General features: G+C 34.8%; 18 protein-coding genes. 3 read left to right on the forward strand and 15 right to left on the reverse strand.

Going from position 1 to position 18036, the window contains the following annotated elements; all coding sequences use genetic code 11:
* The 6 genes from rpe to FHP04_RS09025 all read right to left on the reverse strand — a co-directional run bounded on the left by rpe (position 1) and on the right by FHP04_RS09025 (position 4513).
* Complete coding sequence (rpe, locus tag FHP04_RS09000) at positions 1-660, reverse strand: ribulose-phosphate 3-epimerase (RefSeq protein ID WP_139855770.1); 660 nt, start codon at positions 658-660, stop codon at positions 1-3.
* Positions 661-666: 6 nt separating this feature from the next.
* A complete protein-coding gene (locus tag FHP04_RS09005) occupies positions 667-1065 on the reverse strand; it encodes a BLUF domain-containing protein (protein WP_139855771.1) in 399 nt (132 codons plus the stop codon).
* A 219-nt stretch (positions 1066-1284) separates the two neighbouring features.
* Positions 1285-2148, reverse strand: a complete 864-nt coding sequence (locus FHP04_RS09010; RefSeq protein ID WP_139855772.1) for a sigma-70 family RNA polymerase sigma factor — start codon at positions 2146-2148, stop codon at positions 1285-1287.
* A 127-nt stretch (positions 2149-2275) separates the two neighbouring features.
* On the reverse strand, positions 2276-2908 hold the full coding sequence (locus FHP04_RS09015) for a hypothetical protein (RefSeq protein ID WP_139855773.1): 633 nt from the start codon (positions 2906-2908) through the stop codon (positions 2276-2278).
* Between the two features lies 1 nt (position 2909).
* On the reverse strand, positions 2910-3461 hold the full coding sequence (locus tag FHP04_RS09020; protein WP_139855774.1) for an RNA polymerase sigma factor: 552 nt from the start codon (positions 3459-3461) through the stop codon (positions 2910-2912).
* Between the two features lie 14 nt (positions 3462-3475).
* Positions 3476-4513 carry a hypothetical protein gene (locus FHP04_RS09025; protein ID WP_139855775.1) on the reverse strand — a complete coding sequence of 346 codons (1038 nt, stop codon included), beginning with the start codon at positions 4511-4513 and terminating at the stop codon, positions 3476-3478.
* A 131-nt stretch (positions 4514-4644) separates the two neighbouring features.
* Here FHP04_RS09025 and FHP04_RS09030 point away from each other — a divergent pair, with 131 nt between their 5' ends.
* Positions 4645-5205, forward strand: a complete 561-nt coding sequence (locus FHP04_RS09030) for a DUF3575 domain-containing protein (RefSeq protein WP_139855776.1) — start codon at positions 4645-4647, stop codon at positions 5203-5205.
* Between the two features lie 78 nt (positions 5206-5283).
* Positions 5284-5838, forward strand: coding sequence for a hypothetical protein (locus tag FHP04_RS09035; RefSeq protein WP_139855777.1), 555 nt, complete (start codon positions 5284-5286; stop codon positions 5836-5838).
* A gap of 66 nt (positions 5839-5904) precedes the next feature.
* On the opposite strand, the gene FHP04_RS09040 is transcribed toward FHP04_RS09035, so the two are convergent.
* The 8 genes from FHP04_RS09040 to tamL form a co-directional block, all read right to left on the reverse strand.
* Positions 5905-7104 carry a glutamate-5-semialdehyde dehydrogenase gene (locus tag FHP04_RS09040; protein WP_139855778.1) on the reverse strand — a complete coding sequence of 400 codons (1200 nt, stop codon included), beginning with the start codon at positions 7102-7104 and terminating at the stop codon, positions 5905-5907.
* 20 nt (positions 7105-7124) lie between these two features.
* Positions 7125-7895 (reverse strand): glutamate 5-kinase, encoded by a 771-nt coding sequence (proB, locus tag FHP04_RS09045; RefSeq protein WP_139855779.1) that lies wholly within the window; start codon positions 7893-7895, stop codon positions 7125-7127.
* Between the two features lie 15 nt (positions 7896-7910).
* Complete coding sequence (gene proC / locus FHP04_RS09050; protein ID WP_139855780.1) at positions 7911-8711, reverse strand: pyrroline-5-carboxylate reductase; 801 nt, start codon at positions 8709-8711, stop codon at positions 7911-7913.
* Positions 8712-8993: 282 nt separating this feature from the next.
* The gene (locus tag FHP04_RS09055; RefSeq protein ID WP_139855781.1) at positions 8994-11237 is read right to left on the reverse strand and encodes a polyribonucleotide nucleotidyltransferase; all 2244 of its coding nucleotides are present in this window, start codon (positions 11235-11237) and stop codon (positions 8994-8996) included.
* A gap of 206 nt (positions 11238-11443) precedes the next feature.
* Positions 11444-11713, reverse strand: coding sequence for a 30S ribosomal protein S15 (gene rpsO, locus FHP04_RS09060; protein ID WP_139855782.1), 270 nt, complete (start codon positions 11711-11713; stop codon positions 11444-11446).
* A 121-nt stretch (positions 11714-11834) separates the two neighbouring features.
* Positions 11835-12701, reverse strand: a complete 867-nt coding sequence (accD, locus tag FHP04_RS09065) for an acetyl-CoA carboxylase, carboxyltransferase subunit beta (protein WP_139855783.1) — start codon at positions 12699-12701, stop codon at positions 11835-11837.
* 113 nt (positions 12702-12814) lie between these two features.
* Positions 12815-13882, reverse strand: coding sequence for a class II fructose-bisphosphate aldolase (gene fbaA, locus FHP04_RS09070; RefSeq protein ID WP_139855784.1), 1068 nt, complete (start codon positions 13880-13882; stop codon positions 12815-12817).
* A gap of 94 nt (positions 13883-13976) precedes the next feature.
* Positions 13977-16574, reverse strand: coding sequence for a translocation and assembly module lipoprotein TamL (gene tamL, locus FHP04_RS09075; protein ID WP_139855785.1), 2598 nt, complete (start codon positions 16572-16574; stop codon positions 13977-13979).
* Positions 16575-16610: 36 nt separating this feature from the next.
* On the opposite strand from tamL, the gene FHP04_RS09080 reads away from it, so the two are divergent.
* Entirely contained in the window at positions 16611-17339 is a 729-nt protein-coding gene (locus FHP04_RS09080) for an RNA methyltransferase (protein ID WP_139855786.1), read from the forward strand.
* Here FHP04_RS09080 and porT read toward each other — a convergent pair.
* Positions 17326-18036, reverse strand: coding sequence for a type IX secretion/gliding motility protein PorT/SprT (gene porT / locus FHP04_RS09085; RefSeq protein WP_139855787.1), 711 nt, complete (start codon positions 18034-18036; stop codon positions 17326-17328). The two genes, FHP04_RS09080 and porT, sit on opposite strands and share 14 nt — an antisense overlap.

The following is an 18036-nucleotide window of genomic DNA, read 5'->3' on the forward strand; positions in this document are numbered from 1 at the left end:
CTAGAGTACAATTTTCTTTAAGTCTGCAATAGTTTCAGTAGGGTTACTCGCGCCAAACACATAGCTACCTGCAACCAAAACATCAGAACCTGCTTCTACTAGTTGTTTAGCGTTTCTATTGGTTACACCACCATCTATTTCAATTTTCGTAGTAGCGCCATTTGCTTCTATAATTTCACGAAGTTGTTTTACTTTTTTATAAGTATTTTCAATAAAGCTCTGTCCGCCAAAACCTGGATTTACACTCATAATGCACACTAAATCAATATCCTTTATTGTGTCTTCCAATAAAGCTACATTAGTATGTGGATTTATGGCAACCCCTGCTTGCATTCCTTCGGCTTTGATAGCTTGAAGTGTTCGGTGTAAATGTGTACAAGCTTCGTAGTGAACTGTTAATACATCTGTCCCTAAATCGGCGAATGTTTTAATGTAGCGGTCTGGGTCGATAATCATTAAATGCACGTCTAAAGGCTTTTTAGCGTGTTTGGCTATGCTTTTAATAACTGGCATACCAAACGAGATGTTCGGCACAAAAACACCATCCATTACATCGAGGTGAAACCAATCTGCTTCACTAGCATTAACCATTTCAATATCTCTTTGAAGGTTGGCGAAATCTGCGGCAAGTATGGAGGGAGCAATAAGTGTGTTTTTCATGATAGCTTATAATAAGAAAGGTTCTAAAAGTCTTTTAACGTTTGTTGAGTAATTATTGTTTAAACTATATCTTGACAGATAAATATTTAGTTTTTCGATATCATCTTTGTTTTTTAGGATACTAAACCTAGCGTCATAATTATTGAAAATTCGGCTTTCAATTTTTTGATCCAAAACATTTAATATGTCTTTATGCCTTTTATCCTTTCGTATATTGGCGTAAAGCTCCTGAATTGTTTCTTTTTTTCCTTCTAGAACTTGAAGAAAAAAGTGGTTGTTATGAAGCAATATCCCCGAAATATTTGAGGAATTATTAAACTCTAAAACCTGGCTGAACAAGTCCTCTAATTCCGAATTTTTCATCGGTTGGTGATCCTTGCTTAAATAACAGATGGTATGTTTCATGGGTTGGCAAAGTTACAAATTAGTTTGCAGTTTGTGCGATTTTAGACTCCGCAGATAGGATTATAGTTTAAATGAAAAAACCTCCGGTAATCAGCCGGAGGTTATTCATCAATCAAAAAACGAACAGTTGTTACCCTAATACTAGATTAGGATTATACTGTTGGTTATCGTTAAAAGTTTTTGTCTTGTATAGACTTAGCTAAAGGTAAACCTTTAAGTTTATCCTAAATATGTCATTAAAATCTTACTTCTTGAGGTATGCTTTAATCTTCTAATAGCTTTTTCTTTTATCTGGCGTACGCGCTCACGAGTAAGATCGAAAGTTTCGCCTATTTCTTCTAATGTCATTGGTTGTTGATCGCCAAGACCGAAGTATAAACGGATAACATCTGCCTCACGAGGAGTAAGTGTTTCTAAAGCACGCTCAATTTCTGTTCTTAAAGATTCGTGTAGTAATGCACGGTCTGGATTTGGACTTTCACCACTGCGTAAAACGTCGTAAAGGTTACTGTCTTCTCCTTCAATAAGCGGAGCGTCCATAGATACGTGACGGCCAGAGTTTTTCATCGACTCTTTTACATCACTAATCGTCATATCCAACTCTTTTGCAATTTCCTCAGCCGAAGGTGGACGTTCGTTTGCTTGCTCTAAAGAAGCATACATCTTATTTATTTTATTGATGCTTCCAATTTTGTTAAGCGGTAAACGAACAATACGAGACTGTTCTGCTAAAGCTTGTAAGATAGATTGACGAATCCACCAAACTGCATACGATATAAATTTAAAACCACGGGTTTCGTCAAAACGTTGCGCGGCTTTAATTAAACCAAGATTTCCTTCGTTTATAAGGTCGGGTAGGGTAAGACCTTGATTTTGGTATTGCTTTGCTACCGAAACAACGAAACGTAGATTAGCTTTGGTTAATTTCTCCAATGCAACGTGGTCACCCGCTTTTATTCGCTGTGCCAATTCTACTTCATCTTCTGCGGTAATTAAGTCAACTTTTCCAATTTCTTGAAGGTACTTGTCCAATGAAGCGGTTTCCCTGTTGGTAACCTGCTTTGTAATTTTAAGTTGTCTCATTTAAGGTGTGTCCTGTAGATTAAGTTTTAAAACTTTTGTATTGGGTTATACGTAAGAATTCCTGTAAAGGTTACAAAAACTTAATAAAAAATCAGAATTAATTTTTTAGACTCTCTAAATGCGATGGTTAGTCTTCTATATAATTTGCTTTATCAAGTATTAGTGAATCTGCCGATTTGTTATTTTCAGAAATTAAACTGTCAATTTCTTTCTTATTAGACGTTATATACTGCTGATTTGTGTTGCTGTTGTAATAATGATAATTTTTTGACACCTTAAATTCTTTTTCATTAAATCTAGATGTAGCTTTTTCATTTTTATCATTAACTTGATTAGATTTCAATATATTTTCTTTAGCATTCTCTATTTTATCACCTTCAGAGTTTTCAACAGAAACATTCGAATTGGAAGTACTTTCAACTTTTTTATTAGAGTTATTTAAAGTGTCTATTATCGAAGTTTTAAGGTTGTTTGCTGTGTTTACCACTTCTTTTTTTAAAGTTGATTCCGAAGCATTATCTTTTTTCTGATCAGTTAACTTATTATTTTCTTCTTTACTGTCTATGTTTATGATTAAGATAACCCCAAGTAAAAGAACAACACCAATTGCTGTAAACCAGTAATACATAATTTTCTCTCTTTTACGTTTTTCAGCATCTAAAGAGATGTTTAGTCTTTCCCAAACCTTTGTGTTAGGTTCTTTCTTTCCGAATTGGAGCTTGTCTTCAAAAAGCTTTCCTATATCTTTTTTATTTTCCATTCTAAAGTGCTTTTGAACTGAGAATTTTCTGTGCCTCTTTTATTTTATCGCGTAAAATTAATTTTGCACGATAATAATTTGATTTTGATGTTCCTTCTGAAATATTCAAAAGCGAAGCGATTTCCTTATGTGAAAAATCGTCTAATTGGTATAAGTTAAACACCAGTCTGTATTGATCTGGAAGATCTTGAATTAATTTTAAAAGCTGATTTAAAGATAGACTGTCTTCATTTTCCAATTCAATTTCTACTGAATCTTTTAGAATATCGTTTTTAAATTCAATAGAAAAAGGTCTTTGTTCTTTGTATTTATCGATGGCCTTATAGATGGTTATTCGTTTCATCCACCCTTCAAAAGATCCTTTCCTTGAAAAAGTTCTTATTTTTTGAAAAATTGTAATAAAAGCATCGTGCAAGTTATCCTCTGCATCTGCCTCGTTTCGGCAATATTTCAGCGAAATAAAGAAAAGGCTATCCTTATACTTCCTGAATAGTTCGCTTTGAGCTGCTCGGTTGTTTTTACAACATCTCCTTATTAATTCGTCTTCTTTCAATTGTAACTATCCATTTAAGAACATTCAATTACTTTTAAAACTAGTGGCATAGATGTTACCAGTTCTCCTGTGATTATGTCATCAAATCTAACATAAATTATTTGAGGATTTATAGTGTTTTCATACAGTAAGTTTACTATTGGGTTTACACTCGAAAGCATATCTTCGTAGTTTTCGTAATAAGTAGTTCTAATTGTTTCCGGATCGTCTATTCTTGTAAAAGGAAAGAAACACTCAAAATAACTATCTAAATTGAAAATAGCTTTTTCTGAACCAGGGCGAATTTCACATTCTTCAAATAGAAATTTTTTACAAGGTTCTGTACATTCTTTTAATAACTGAAAACGGTCGGTACCATTCTCTATGGTCATCTGAGATTCGTCATAGCTAATTACTTTCCAATCGTAGTTCCACGCTTCTTTTACATCTTCATTACCTATTAAAAAAATATTGAGATGAAGTTCGTCTTCTATAAAATAGATAATCCAAGTCCCCGCAAATGAGTTTTCATCGGAATACAATCCTACATTACCAGTGTTGCTTACTTCAAAATAAGAACTATCATATTCACTATTTGGTCCTACTATGTGGCTGATTTTCCAAATACAGGAAGTTTCGGTTAGAATATTGTTGCATGTGGTAATTTCGTCTGAAACTAAACATTTCTCTATAGCCTCTTTCAACTCGTCATTATTATTAATAGTGTAGGGCTCACCACTGTTTAAAGTACTTGTAATAGGATAGCTTAAGCTAATTGACTTCCCTTCTTCGAGTGTGTCTAAAAAGTCACTAAATTCACTATCACTATTTATAACCTGATAGCCGAAAATTTCAAAGTCTTCATCGTAAATAATCAAAGTGAATCCATAATTGAAGTCTATACAAGTAATTTCATTAGTAAAATCACTGTTAGCAGCCTTTTCAATCAAATTGTAAAGTTCAGAGTTTACTTGTATAACCTGTGATGGATCGATTTTACCGAGCGGTTCATTTTCGCAAGAACCAAAAAAGACCATCAGGAAAATAAATGCAACTAATTTAAATATTTTCATAAGAAGCTTGATTAAGTTGTTTCCCTATAGTCTGATAATATTAAAAAGGTTGCGTTAAATGGATTGATTTATTCATTACCTTAGTATTAATCTATTAACTTAGATTTTTCTTATTTACTAAAAGGAAAATTATGAATGCTACAAAGTATGCGATTATCGTAATTGGCCTTTTGGTTTTTTTAATGAGTAATAAATTATGTGCTCAGGAAGAATCTCTTTCTAATAAATTCCCGATTAAATCATTCTCTATCACTCCAACAAATATTTTTTGGAGCCGTCCTGATAGAAATACAAATTCTTATTTTGCAGGTTATGCGGTAATTGTTGATGTTACATTTAATTATAAAAGAAACTTATTATCGTTTGCTCCTTCTGCGGGCTTTGAGGTATTGGGGAGTAGTAAATACGTTCAACTTAATATACTTTACGGAAGAGAATTTAGACTTTCAAACCGATGGTTTTTAGAAACTCACGCTGGCGTGGGGTACTTGTACCTAGAAGACCCTCAACACAACTCGTTTTTTCAAACGTATTACCAACGAAATTTCCGATCTACTATGGGGTTCCCAATAATGGCGAAATTACGATTTATGACGGGTAAAAAGTTTTCGGTGGGTTTACTCCTACAAACTAATATCAATTCCGAATTCCCCATTTATTCAAGTGGAGTGTCATTGCAGTGGGATTTATAGGAAGATTCTAATTAATAACAAATTGCATTATAAACAAAGTATAGTAATTGTAAAATATTAACCTCTAATTTATTAATTATGAAACATCTAAAAATCAAATTTGTAATTTCAAGTTTCCTATACTTTTTAATATCATTAACTACTATAGCGCAAACTGAAGCCAACTCTAATAAGTTTGCCTATCGTTCTTTTTCTATTAGTCCATTAGGGGTTTTTGTAGGAGGGAATTCGGGTGTTGCCGTAAGTGGAGATGTAAACTTTAATTATGGGAAAAATATTTTTGGGTTGGAAATTGGAGCTGGTACTGAAGGAAGTTTTATTGGTAGTAATGATGAATTTACCGAAGTAAATTTTCTATACGGTCGGAGTTTTCCATTAAGTGAAAAAATTTTTACCGACATTTTTGTGGGAGCTGGATATTTTCATTTCAATACCTATGGAGTAGTAGATTCAAATACTGGAAGAAGAGGAGATATAACAGAAAATACTATTGGTTTTCCAATTGGCGCTAAATTGCAATTTAGTCTAGGTCCGCGATACTCTATGGGGCTTAAACTTGCTGCTAATATTAATTCTGTTGAATCAATTGGTGCTTTGGGTTTATCACTTCAATGGAATCGATTTCGAGAATAAGTATTAAATAAAAAGCCTTCATTCAAAGTATTGAAGAAGGCTTTTTAAAGTTTAACATGTTAAATTCTACGCTCGAATATGGCCATTTCCGTAAACGTAGTATTTATTAGTCACCAATTGCTTTAAACCTAAGGGTCCGCGATGATGTAGTTTATCTGTGCTAATAGCAAGTTCGGCGCCAACGCCCATTTGTCCGCCATCTGTGAAGCGAGTAGAGGCGTTATGGTAAACAGCAGCACTGTCTATGTTTTCCATAAAATTAGCTGCTTTGCTATTGTCTTCGGTTAGAATAGCACTTGAATGCCCACCACTGTATTTATTTATTTTTGAAATAGCTTGGTCCATGTTTTCAACTTCGCCAATTGCAATTTTCATTGCTAAAAACTCTTCATACCAAGTATTTTCATCGTCGATTAATTTTGAAGAAGAAAGTGTTTGTTTAACTTCAGAATCTACAATAATTTCCACTTTTGAAGTTTCGAGTACTTCTTTTAATTCTTGAAGTTTTGTTGCGTAATTAGGGATGTTCTTATCTACTAAAACTTTATCTAATGCGTTGCAACCTGAAATTTTATCGGTTTTTGCATTGATGATCACCTCAAGGGTTTTTTTCCAATCGGCATCTTCAGCTACATACAAAAAGTTGTTTCCACGACCACTAACTAAAACGGCACAATTGGCATTTTCCTTTACAAATTGAATTAATCGTTCGCCACCACGTGGTACGATTAAATCTATTGTTTCATCAGGATTTTTTAAGAAGGCTTGTGTTTCTTCTCGGTTTAGCTCTAGCATCGTAATCCAATCTTTCTCTAGACCGTTTTCTTGTAACGCATCATGCCAGAATTTCACCAAAATTTTATTGCTATTATAGGCTTCTTTACCGCCTTTTAATAGAATTTTGTTATTGGCTTTAAAAGCAAGTACTGCAGCTTCGATAGTAACATCTGGTCTTGATTCGTATATAATCATAATAGTGCCAAATGGAGCAGTTTTATTAATTATCTTAAGACCACTTTCTAGCTCCCTACTGCTTATCTCCCGGTTTACTGGATCTTCTTGATCTTTAACCTCAGAAATAGCTTTAATCATACCATCAATCTTGGAGTTATCTACCACCAGTCTGTCATATAGTGCTTGGTCATCCTTTTTAAAGGCTTGTAGATCCTTTTTATTTGCTTGTAATAATTCTTCACGGTTTTTATCGATAATATTTATCATCGAATTTAAAACCTGATTTTTTAATTTTTCCTCTATCAACTTCATATTCTCTTCTGTTTTTTAAATTATGCGTAAAATTTTGTACCTAAATCATGGCCGTTTAAAATGTCAACAATTACATTTTTACGTTTTCCATTAGCAATATAAGTAGGTATGTTTTTCTTGGCCGTTTGCTTGGCAATTTTAAGTTTAGACTTCATTCCGCCACGACCTTCACCTTCGCCTTTACTTGACGCTTGAACGTATTGTTCCACAGCCTGGTCTGGGTGAACTTTGCTCAGTTTTTCAGAATCTTCATCATCTGGATGACCAGTATATAAGCCATCAGTATCTGTTAAAATCACTAAAGCGTCTGCTTCAATAAGCTCAGCCACTAAGCTAGCGAGCTCATCATTATCACTGAACATAGACATTGTTAATGAAACTGCGTCATCTTCATTTGCAATGGGAACAATTCCTTCTGCTAAAAGACCTTCATAGCAATTAATCATATTTTCACGATGTTTTCCTGGAGTGAAATCGCGTTTAGTTGCTAAAATTTGAGCACATCGCATTCCGTAATCATGGAATAGGCTATAGTAATGTCGCATCATTCGAGGTTGCCCTACAGAAGAATATATTTGCCTTCTTGTAGCGTCATCCTTTGCCTTGCATTCACCTAAAACCTCCATACCAGCTATTGCTGATCCTGAAGAAACCAAAACAGGTGAGTACCCATCTTCGTATAAGGTAGCGATTTGTCTTACCAGTTCATTGAGAATTGGTCCTACAATACGATTGTCTTTATTTGTCATAACGTTGGTTCCTACTTTTATAACCACTCGTTTTTCCTTCATATAATTTCCTTTTTTTTATTTTCCTAATTCTGTAGCTCTGTTAAAAGCTGCATAAGCAGCCTCTTTAATCAATTCCTTTACATTATTATCCTCCATAGAATCTAATGCTGCTTGAGTCGTTCCTCCTTTGGATGCTACCATCTTCATCCAACTATTTGGTGAAAGATCAGATTCTGTGAAAAGTCTTACAGCACCCTCAAATGTTTGGGTGACCAATATTTTGGAATCATTCTGTGAGAAGCCCATTTTTAATGCTGCTTCCAACATAGATTGCATAAAGTAGAAAACGTAAGCTGGGCCACTTCCTGAAATACCGGTAGAAGCATTAATAAAATTTTCGTTTTCTACGTGAATAGCTTCTCCAGTTGTATCTAATAGGTTTCGCACCATTAAAAGTTCGACGCGACTAACATCTTTGGCTGCTGTAAATGATGTCATTCCCATTCCAACCTTTGCTGGGAGATTTGGCATGGCTCTAACCACTTTTTTAATATCTAGGCTATTTTGGATGGTTTCGATAGTAACTCCAGCCATTAATGATATAAAAACCTGATCACCGTTGATCATGCTTTTCATTCTCTGGAATAACTCATCACTGTGGTATGGTTTTACAGCTACAAAAACGATATCTGCTTTGGGAAGGCAGTCTCCTAAATTTCTATAAACATCAAATTTATCAACCTTTTCGAGAGATGAAATTTTTTCATCTGAAACATCGTAAATCATTAATTTTCTACGATTTAATAAAGGAGAATCAGCCATGCCTTCGGCATATGTCAACCCCATATTTCCTGCGCCAATTACTAGTACTTTCATAATTTGTTTTATTGTTAGGCCTATAAGGCTGCAAGTACTATGCGAGAGGGCCAATAAAAATTTTTAATTCTGAAGTTTAAAATTAAAATCGCTGTTAGCGTACTATACAAGGTGGTTTAAGTGCTTTTAAGCTTATTTAAAAACCTGAATATCTTAAGGTGACAGGATTGCACACTTTTAGCTTTTTATGAAATTATGGCATAAAAACAAAAAACGCCTTCATTTCTGAAGGCGTTTTTTTAAGTTTATGGTTATGAGTTAAAATAATCTCACAACTAAAATTTAATCTCTCTTTCTATCTCTATCACGGTTATCGCGATTATCACGTCCGCGGTTATCGCGTCCGCGATTGTCACGTCCACCATTTCGGCTGTCTTCACGTGGAGCACGCTCTTTGTAGCCTTCTGGTTTTGGTAATAAAGCTTTTCTAGAAATTTTGTCTTTTTTAGTTCTTGGGTCGAAACCTAAGTATTTTACATCAAATACATCTCCCATGTTTACAACATCGGATACGTTTTCTGTGCGTTCCCAAGCTAGTTCACTAACGTGTAATAAAGATTCATTTCCTGGAGCTTCTAAATATTCTACAACAGCACCAAAGTCAAGCATTTTAATTACTTTAACTTCGTAAACACTATTCATTTCAGGTTTAAATGTTATAGACTTTATTTTAGCTAAAACAGCATCAATACCTTCCTGACCTGTTCCTAGAATTTCTACAATTCCTTCTTCAGTTTCTGGATCTTCATTAATAACAATTGTACAACCTGTTTCTTTTTGAAGTTCTTGAATAACTTTTCCTCCAGGTCCAATTAAAGCACCAATGTACTCATTAGGAATTCTAACAGTTACCATTTTAGGAGCGTAAGACTTAACATCTTCACGTGGCTCTGCAATAGTCTCAGTCAATTTTTCAAGAATATGAAGTCTTCCTTCTCTTGCTTGTTTTAAAGCATTTACAAGAATCTCATAGCTTAGCCCTTTTACTTTAATGTCCATTTGGCAAGCAGTAATACCGTCTGCCGTTCCAGTAACTTTAAAGTCCATATCACCTAAGTGATCTTCATCGCCTAGAATATCAGAAAGTACAGCGTATTTACCACTATCACCATCAGAGATTAATCCCATTGCAATACCAGATACTGGTTTTATCATTTGGATTCCTGCATCCATCATTGCCATTGTTCCAGCACAAACAGTTGCCATAGAAGACGAACCATTAGATTCTAATACTTCTGAAACTACACGTACAGTGTAAGGACAATCGCTAGGCACCATTCCTTTAAGTGCACGTTGCGCTAGGTTACCATGTCCAATCTCACGACGAGATGTACCACGAATTGGTCTAGCTTCTCCAGTACTAAAAGGAGGGAAGTTGTAATGTAGGTAGAATTTTTCTTCACCTTCAAATGAAGGCATGTCTATTTGGTTTGCTTCTCTTGAAGTTCCTAAAGTCACTGTTGCCAGTGCTTGAGTTTCTCCACGAGTAAAAATAGAAGAACCGTGTACAGATGGCAGGTAATCAACTTCACACCAAATAGGGCGAATTTCGTTTGTTTTACGCCCATCTAAACGTAAACCTTCGTTTAGTGTTAAATCTCTAACTGCAGCTTTTTCAGCTTTATAATAATATCTTGAAACAAGATCTCCAAAGTCTTCTAACTCTTCTTCAGTAAAAGTAGCTTTAATAGATTCTTTTATTTCAGCAAAAGCAGTTGTTCTTTCGTGTTTAGCAGAACCAGCTTGTGCAATAGCATAAACTTTATCGTATGCCATATCGTAAACCTTCTTTTCAAGGTCTGCGTCTTCTCTTTCTGCAGGGTATTCACGTGTTTCCTTCTTTCCAAAAGCTTCAGCAAGTCTCACTTGTGCAGCACATTGAACTTTAATGTGTTCGTGTGCAAACTTAATTGCTTCAGTCATTTCTTCTTCAGAAATCTCGTCCATTTCACCTTCAACCATCATTACACTATCAGCAGAAGCTCCAATCATCATATCGATGTCAGACTCTAGTAATTGTGCTCTTGTTGGGTTGATGATAAATTCACCGTTGATTCTTCCTACACGTGCTTCTGAAATAGGGCATTCGAAAGGAAAATCAGATAGCTGAATTGCAGCAGAAGCTGCTAATCCTGCCATTGCATCTGGCATAACATCGTCGTCGTGACTCATTAACTGAATCATTACTTGTGTTTCAGCGTGGTAATCTTTTGGGAAAAGTGGACGTAAAACTCGGTCTACTAGACGCATTGTTAACACTTCTCCATCACTTGGTCTTGCTTCTCTTTTAAAGAAACCTCCTGGGTAACGACCAGAAGCAGCATACTTTTCGCGGTAATCTACTGTAAGTGGTAGGAAATCTAAGTCTTTGTAGTCGTAGTTAGAAACTACTGTACATAATAACATACATTTTCCAGATTGTACAACTACAGAACCGTGAGCTTGTTTAGCTAACTTTCCAGTTTCAAGGGTGATTTGTCTTCCATCACCAAGGTCAATGACCTCTTTAAATACTTTAGGTATCATTTGTTTTTCATTTTTGCACATAAAGATATGTGCAGTTAATTTTTGGTCTGAGCTTGTTTTTCAAGCTAAGTGTTGTTGTGTTGTTGTGGTTTGACCAATGAAAAACTAAGGGGGTAGCCTTCTTTATAAATTATCGATTTCTCTAATAAAACCCCAAATCAAATTTGGAATAAAAAATAAAGGGGCGTAAAACGCCCCTCTTATAATTACTTACGTAATCCTAATTCTTTAATAATAGCACGGTAACGAAGAATGTCTTTTTTCATTAAATAATCTAAAAGAGATCTTCTTTTTCCTACTAACATTACCAATGAACGCTCAGTGTTGAAGTCCTTTTGGTTGTTTTTAAGGTGTTTTGTTAAATGCTCGATACGGTAAGTAAACAAAGCGATCTGTCCCTCTGCAGAACCAGTATCTTTCTTTGATTTACCGTGTTTTTCAAAAATTTTTTCTTTAGCTTCTTGTGATAAATACATGCCAATATTGTTAAAATGATTTTTATGTATTGACTACCATTTTGATAATCAAGGCTGCAAAAATAGTAAAACTTATTGAGTTACTATATTATTTTTTAGAATAATAACTACTTATTAAAACTTATGCAGTTTCTTTACGTACTGGTCTGTTTGAAACCAAGTCTAGGTAAAGGTTAACTTTTCGCTTTAAATCTTTACGATGTGTGATAAAATCTAAAAACCCGTGCTCTAATACAAATTCAGATGTTTGGAACCCTTCAGGTAGTTCTTTACCTGTAGTATCTCTCACAACACGTGGTCCAGCAAAACCAATTAATGCACCTGGTTCACTAATGTTGATGTCACCCAACATTGCAAAAGAAGCTGTTGTTCCTCCTGTAGTTGGGTCTGTAGCTAAAGAAATGTAAGGAATACCAGCATCACTTAATTGTGCAAGCTTTACACTTGTTTTAGCAAGTTGCATCAACGAAAGCGCAGCTTCCATCATTCTAGCTCCACCACTTTTTGAAATAATCATTAGTGGTATTTTTTTCTTTAGAGAATAATCTGCAGCACGTGCAATTTTTTCACCAACAACGCTACCCATAGAGCCTCCAATAAAGCTAAAATCCATACAAGCAACAACTAAATCTTCGCCCATCGATTTCCCAACAGCGCAACGAACAGCATCTTTTAATCCTGTTTTTTCTTCTGCTTCTTTTAGCCTGTCTGTGTATTTCTTTTTATCCTCAAACTTAAGAGGGTCTTTAGAAGTAAGGTTTTTGTCTAATTCTTTAAACTTATTATCGTCAAATAAAATTTGAAAATACTCTTTACTTCCTATTCGTACGTGGTAACCGTCTTCAGGACTTACATAAAAGTTTCTTTCAAGCTCTTCGCTATCCACAATTTTACCTGTAGGCGATTTGTACCACAGCCCTTTAGGGACGTCTTTTTTCTCTTCAGTTGGGGTTTGTATCCCTTTTTTCGTTCTTTTAAACCAAGGCATTTTCATCTGTTGTTATTGGTTGAAGTTTCACTATGTTGATTTTAAATTCAGTAATAATAGATTTGGATAATATGGCTTAGTGCATATTGTAATCTATTATTACGAGAATTATATTATAACGTGTTTACGTTATTTAAATCTTCAAAAGCTTGTTCTAATCTTTTCTTAAATGTTAATTCGCCTTCGCGAAGCCATTTTCTTGGATCGTAATATTTCTTATTTGGAAGGTCATCACCTTCTGGGTTTCCTATTTGTGTTTTTAAATAATCTAGGTTTTTTACAAAATACTCTCTCACACCTTCAGTAAATGCGAATTGCATATCAGTATCGATATTCATTTTTACAACTCCATAGCTTATTGCTTCGCGAATTTCTTCTAATGAAGATCCACTTCCGCCATGAAAAACAAAATCGATAGGGTTGTAACCTGTATTGAATTTTTTCTGAACGTACTCTTGAGAATTTTTCAGGATGATAGGTGTTAGCTTAACATTTCCTGGCTTGTATACACCGTGAACATTACCAAAAGCTGCAGCAATTGTGAATTGATCGCTTATTTTTGAAAGCTCTTCGTAAGCATATGCTACTTCGTCTGGTTGTGTGTAAAGTTTTGAAGAATCTACATCTGTATTATCTACCCCATCTTCTTCACCACCTGTAATACCTAATTCAATTTCTAAGGTCATTCCTATTTTGCTCATACGCTCTAAATAGCGCTTACAAATCTCGATGTTCTCCTCGATAGGTTCTTCAGAAAGATCGATCATATGTGAGCTGTATAGTGGTTTACCAGTTTCTTTGTAAAACTTTTCACCAGCATCTAGTAGTCCATCTATCCATGGAAGTAATTTTTTAGCACAGTGGTCTGTATGAAGAATCACTGTTGCGCCATAAAGCTCTGCAAGTTCGTGAACGTGTTTTGCTCCAGCTATAGCACCAGCAATTGCTGCTTTTTCATTTTCATTAGAAAGCCCTTTTCCTGCATTGAATTGAGCTCCCCCGTTTGAAAATTGAATAATTACAGGAGAATTTAATCCAGCAGCGGTTTCCATTACAGCATTAACGCTATCTGAACCTACAACGTTTACCGCAGGCATAGCAAAACCTTTTTCTTTTGCGTATTTATGTATTTTTTGAACTTCTTTTCCGGTGGCAACACCTGGCTTAATTCCGTGACTCATAATTTTTGAGATAATATGTTAATCGAAAATTCTTCTATTTGAAACTATAAACTGATAACTCAATTAGCAGACAAAAATAACAAATTTATATGGTTTAGAAGGGGTAGTTAATACCTATGTTGTAAACAGCTTTTGAGAAGTTGTAATCTTTAAACCAACGCTCGCCTACAGGACGTGCAGGGTTATGGGTTTTAAAGCCTACATCCAATCTGATAACGAAGAATCCAAAATCGTATCTAAGCCCTATTCCTGAAGCAACAGCAAGCTCTTTTAAATCTTTAAACCCGTTAAATTTTGCTTCTTCATCTTGTATGTTGTCGTAAACATTCCAAATATTTCCAGAATCCACAAATAATGCGCCTTTTACGGCACCGATAATTGTAAACCTATATTCAGCGTTTAAAGCTATTTTAAAGTTAGCCTCGTTAAACTCATCTTTACTGCCGCTGCTTCCCGGACCTAAGTCATATGCTCGCCATCCGCGATTGTCATTTGCACCACCTGCAAAATAGCTTCGCGTAAATGGAATACTATTACTATTACCATACGGAATAGCAATTCCGCCAAATGCTCTTACAGCTAGAATATTATTGTCGTCTAGCTCCCAGTGTTTAATATACTCAGCTTCACCTTTAATGTATTGAGAATATTGCACGTTAAGGACTTCGTAGTTTCCTCGATCGTTCTTTTTTGCGCCAATTAAGCTCGCAACACTAGAAAGAATATTCCCAGCACTTTCAAGTTTAAATCTTGTACGTGAAAAACTATTGTCTTGAATGTTTTCACGTGTGTCTCTTGTACGGGTAATATTGGAAGCGAAAATCAAGTTGTTCTCGGTAAGCCTTGCTTTTCTTTCATCAATATTATCAACTAACTGATATGCTTCTCCTTGGTCTGAAACAGGAGTGATGTCTCCATTTAATACATCTCTAATAAAGCCATTTGCACCACTTGGAATTTCAAGTATTAGTTCGTTATTGTTGTTGATTGAATAATATTCGGGGTTGATAATTCCTGGGTAAGCAAATTCTGTTTGTTGTGCTATGTCATTGAGTTGTTCAAAACTGTTTTTGTATACATTGAAGTAATTTCCAATATTGAGGTTTTTCACATATTGAACATTAAGTACGTCAACTTGATAGTTGAGGATTTTTGAAGGCTTCCAACTGTAATTGTAAAAGCTGTTAAAAGACTGTCGATCCAAACCAATATTGTTTTGTGCACTTGCACCAAAACTTAAAGTTGTAGTTGGAAGCATATATTTTGGAATTAGCTTTTGGGTGTTAAATGGTAAAATAATACGCGGGAAAGTCAGTTTTGCATCCCCACCAAATTCTGAAATATTAAAAAAGCTACTTGAATTATCCGCAGCATCTTTCGAAGATCCTAAACTTCCTTTACCTGAAATTTGAAGTATTTCTGCTCCTCTAAAAATATTTCTAAATGTCATATTTCCACTAAATCCAATCCCGTATTGTTGAATAGTAGATAAAAAGGCATCAAAATCTACTCCCAAGGTTTTATTGTCACGAGGGCTTAACAAAATAGAGGTGTTTAGCAAGGTGCCTGTAGTGTCATTCGGAACAGGGGTATAGTTTATGTTGGGGTATTTGAAAACCTTTAAATCGCTAAGCTGATTGTAGGTAAGCGACCTGTCTATATCTTTAAATATCTTACCTGGTGTAATAGAAACAGCATCTGTGATTGCTTTCGGTCTGTAACGCATTTTACCATAACTGTATAGCTTATATCCATTATAACTTATAGAATCACTATAGATTTTGTTCCGATTGGCATAACTGTAGTCTGTAACAATGTGAACTTCATTAATTTTATGAACTTTAAATGGAACCGTTCTGGAACTATCGGCATCGGTTATTTTTCTATCGGCAATTAAATAAGTGATGTTAGCTTTGTGATCTGTATTTACAGTGTCGGCTTCAAACCTTACGTAATCTTGTTCAAAATGATAAAGACCAGAGTTCCTTAGAAGCACTGTAAGTCTATCTCTTTCATTCACAAAATCGGCAGCAGAGTATTGTCTTCCTGCCTTAATAAATGAATTATTTTTTGTCCTTTGAAAAAGGGAATCTACTACTGGAGAACTTATTTTTTCAATAATTGTGTCTCCAATAATATAGGGTTTCTGTCTATTAATATTGAAAACTAATGAAGCTCTTTTTGCTCTTTTTTTGTCAGGCTCGATTTTAAAATTTACCTCATTGTTGAAGTAACCAAGACTTGCATACCATCGTTCTAATCGCTCTAAAGATTTTTCAGTTTTATTTTCTCTAATAATTACTGGTGCATCGCCTAATTTCTGAAGCCATTTGTTGAAGCTAACATAGCTACTGTCTATCTGGTCAACTTGTTTTTTTGATAAAAATCGGATAAGCCTTTCTTCTCTTTTTGGATTTTTATGAAGCCACTTTAAATATGTAGAATCTGGCTGTGGATCTGCTAAGTTGTAGATGTGTAAACCTAAAGGAACACCTATTAAGGGAATGGTAGGATTGGGCTTTTGCGCTAATTGGCTATAAACCCCAGCGTCTTTAATTTTAGTGCTATCTACCAATATAGTGTTCTCTGTTAGTAGAAATTCTCCATCTGGTACTTGTTTTACAGCATTACAAGAATATAATAAGCTTATAAATACTATAAATAATGATATTTTTGCAAGATAGTGCGTCAAAAGTGCTCGTTTAGTCAACTTCAAAAATACTATATTTTGGTTAGCAAAAGTCAAACAAAATTAATAACAAGTCTTCAACAGAAAAAGTATAGAGATCAAACTAATTTTTTTGTGGCAGAAGGGCCTAAAGTTATTGCAGAATTAATTAATGAAGGCGTAGAGCTTCAATGGTTATTTACCGTAGACCAATCAGAAATTGTTGACAAAAATCACTTGCTTGTAGATGAAAAAGCGCTGAAGAAATTAAGTTTTTTAAAAACAGCGAATACTTCTGTTGCAGTTTTTAAAATTCCAAAAAATGAATCTATCAAAAATACAGGATTAACGGTAGTCTTAGACGCTGTTCGTGACCCTGGGAATCTTGGGACAATTATACGTTTGTGCGATTGGTTTGGGGTTCAACAATTGGTGTGTTCTAAAGATACTGTAGATTGTTATAATCCTAAAGTAGTACAAGCTACAATGGGGTCCTTGGCTAGGGTAGCTGTGCATTATACATCACTTCCAGAATTCTTGAATAATACAACACAGAAAACTTACGGTGCTTGTATGGATGGAAACAATATTTATTCTGAAAAGTTGCCCAAAGATGCTGTGATTGTAATGGGTAATGAAGCAAATGGAATATCAGAAGAGATAATGAATATGCTGAATCAAAAGTTAACTATTCCACGTTTTGGAGAAACCCAAAGAGCGGAAAGCTTAAATGTTGCCACAGCGACGGCTATTTTTTTAAGTGAATTTAGAAGCGCTACTGAAAAGTAAAGTTAATAAATATTGCCCTTGAGGATAATTTATCAATATTTCCAGTCCATGGGCTATTTGGGTCGTCATCTCTTACTAATTCATCATTTAACGCAAATACTCCTCGAATTGAAGGCGTGAATTTAAAGTAATACAAATAGAAGTCTATACCAAAGCCTAACTCATAATAATAAGTTCCTTTCATCATTCTGAATTTCCCTTGTTCATTATCTTCGGGATTGTCCTGATTGCTAGAAAGGTTTAAGGAAGCCGAAACTCCACCAACCACAAAAGGTCTAAAATTATTTAATTTATTGGTAGAAAACTTTACTAAAAGCGGCACGTGTATATAAGTAGATTTAACTTCACGCAGAGAGTCTTGAGCCCCTGTTATACTTCGAAACTCTAAATCGCGTTGTGTAAAATATAATCCAGGTTCTAAACGCAGGTGAATATTTTCAATAATTTTCATATCCCCTACAAGACCAACATTAAAACCTGCGGAGCGTTGTACCAATACATCTGTGTCGTTGCCAAGATGTTGTTTATAATCAAATTTAAAGTCGTAGCTATTAAAGCCTAAAAAATAACCGTAAGTAAGAAATCTTTTATCAAAATTTTGTAAATTTTCTAAGCGTTCCTTACTAAAAAGGCCTCCTTGTGCAGAGCTGCTGGTTACACAAAATAAAATGGCAATTACAAAAAATATTTTTTTCAT

Origin of the sequence: Aequorivita sinensis (assembly GCF_006346335.1) — a bacterium.
GTDB classification, from domain to species: Bacteria; Bacteroidota; Bacteroidia; order Flavobacteriales; family Flavobacteriaceae; genus Aequorivita; species Aequorivita sinensis.